This window comes from Ramlibacter sp. (genome assembly GCF_013697775.1).
Taxonomy (GTDB): domain Bacteria; phylum Pseudomonadota; class Gammaproteobacteria; order Burkholderiales; family Burkholderiaceae_C; genus Ramlibacter.
In genome coordinates, this window is sequence record NZ_JACCWG010000278.1 from 1 (window position 1) to 2,173 (window position 2,173).

2 protein-coding genes are annotated in these 2,173 nt (G+C 72.5%); both read right to left on the minus strand.

The window, feature by feature from the left end; all coding sequences use genetic code 11:
- Positions 1 to 119 precede the first annotated feature (119 nt).
- On the minus strand, positions 120 to 1,514 hold the full coding sequence (locus H0U68_RS13945) for a hypothetical protein (protein ID WP_296356568.1): 1,395 nt from the start codon (positions 1,512 to 1,514) through the stop codon (positions 120 to 122).
- Positions 1,492 to 2,173 (minus strand): baseplate J/gp47 family protein (locus H0U68_RS13950; RefSeq protein WP_296356571.1); only part of this gene is annotated, 682 nt, incomplete at its 5' end. The genes H0U68_RS13945 and H0U68_RS13950, both read right to left, overlap by 23 nt.

Consider the following 2,173-nt stretch of genomic DNA (forward strand, 5'->3'; position numbering starts at 1 on the left):
GCGGGCCGGGCACGCGCGCCAGGGTGAGCGCGCCGTCGCGGTCCTGCACCGTGCCGGCGGGCTGGCCCAGCCAGTGGCGGCGGTCGCGCAGCAGCAGGTGGCGGGTGGGTGCGTCCACGTCAGCTCACGTAGAGGTTGTACTGGACGCTGCCGCCGACGTTGGGCTGCAGCACCTTGAATTCCAGCTTGTGCTGGCCCAGGCCGATCTCCACGCCCAGCTTCAGCAGGTCCACCTCGCCGGTGCCTTCGGGCGAGGCCAGCGCGTGGCCGTTGCTGCCGTCGCCCAGCTGTGCCCAGCTGGCGGCCTGCCCGGGCTTGGCGGCCAGCTGCTGCAGCAGCGGCAGCGTGATGTCCTGGCCGTCCAGGAACACGCGCAGCTTGTCGACGTAGCCGAGCGCCGTGCCGGCGCGGGTGTCGGGCTGCACGCCGGTGGGGTCGCTGTTCTGGTCGATCGCGTGGGTGTGCGGCGAGAGCGTGCCGCCTTCGCCGGTCTTGGACGGCATCGAGCCCGGCGCCACGGTGTGGGTGTGCTTGCCCGAGGGCCGGATCTCCATGTTCGCGCGCCCGCCCATCTCGCCGCCCCCGCCGGTGAGCATCCAGGGACCCTCGTTGTTGTTGCCCAGCTCCACGGCGCCGCTCTGCTTGTCGTCGCTGAAAGCCCAGATTTCGTGCCGGTGCTCGCCGGCCTCGGCCAGCGCGATGCCCCCCAGCTCGAGCGGATGCGTGTGCGACGGCGTGCCGCCGGCCGCGCCGGTGTTGAACTTCAGGTGGTGCGTGTGCCGCCCCAGCTCGGTGTAGTAGAGCGAGCTGAACTTGCGCGCGCGCAGGTACAGCGTGACCTCGCTCGGAAAGCCGCCGTCCACGTGGAAGTACAGCACCTTCGGGTTGGCCGAGTCGATGTCCTTCTCGCCTTCCAGGCTCACGCCGCGCACCTGCTGCGGCTTGACCGGAACGGCGTAGCGCCGCACGCCGGGCATCACGCGCTCGACCCGGCAGGTGGCGTCGAGTTCGAGCTGGGCCAGCACCACCTTGCCGCTGTCGGCCGCGGGCCAGCTGTCGAGGAATTCGAACACCACGTCAGCGGCGATGCGCGTCGGCGCGCCCCAGGCCAGGTCGCCGGCGCAGGCCTGCCCGGGCACGGTGGCCATGCAGCCGTCCTGCGCGGGCTGGGTGCGCTGCTCGCGGTACGACACCGCCAGCAGGTTGCCGAACACCACGCCCTTGGTGGTGCTGGGCGCGCCCATGACCTGCACCTCGGCATCGGCCAGCAACGCGATCTCGCGGCCCAGGTGGTCGAAGGCCAAGCCGCCGCGCACCATCACCTTGTGCGTGTCGCTCGGGTGCTTGAGCACCTCCAGCCCCTTCACGATGCCGGCCGAATACAGCGAGCGGTTCAGCAGCCGCCGCACGCCCAGGTGGTAGGCCTGCTCGCTGCGGAAATCGGAGGCGGCCAGCCGCTGGCCGTTGAAGTAGTTCAGGCGCGCCAGCGCGTCATTGGATGGGTTCGCACTCATGCGGAGAACTCCTTTGCAAATCGAGGGGCCATGCCGCCGCCACGCGCAGCCGGTGGCGGCCCGGGCGGACCAGTTCATGGGCGCACAGCGCCACGTTGTCGCAGCCGCAGCCGGCGGCCGTGAGCAGGCCGAAATCGGTGACGCGCAGAACGCCCGGCAGCGAGGCCAGCAGCGCCAGCATCTCGCTGCGGTACACGGTGCGGCCGATGGGCCAGCCGGTGCCGTCCGGCCCGCCGGTCAGCGGATCGAAGAAGCGCCGGATCGCGTCAGCGGCCAGCCGGGGCACGGCCGCCGCATCGGCCTCGGCCTCCAGGTGCAAGGTGGCCTGCACGCCGACCGGCCGGTAGCGCGGCGCCAGCACCCGCACCTCGCCGGTGATCAGCCGCCGCGGTTCCAGATAGGCGCGCACCGCTTCCAGCAGCGCGCGGCCGGGCATGGGCGCGGGCAGCCGGCAGCGCGGCACCACCACCACCGCCACGACGCCGGGCGCCGGATAGCAGGGCAGCTCGGGCCACAGGCCCGCCACCGCGTGCGTGCGCGCCACCGGCACGCCGGGCGTGGCCAGCGCGTGCCGCTCGAAATCCTGCAGCGTGACCGCCTTGTCCACCGTGTTCGCCAGCGTGTAGGCGCGTGCGCGCAGCGCGTCCAGGCTTTCGCGC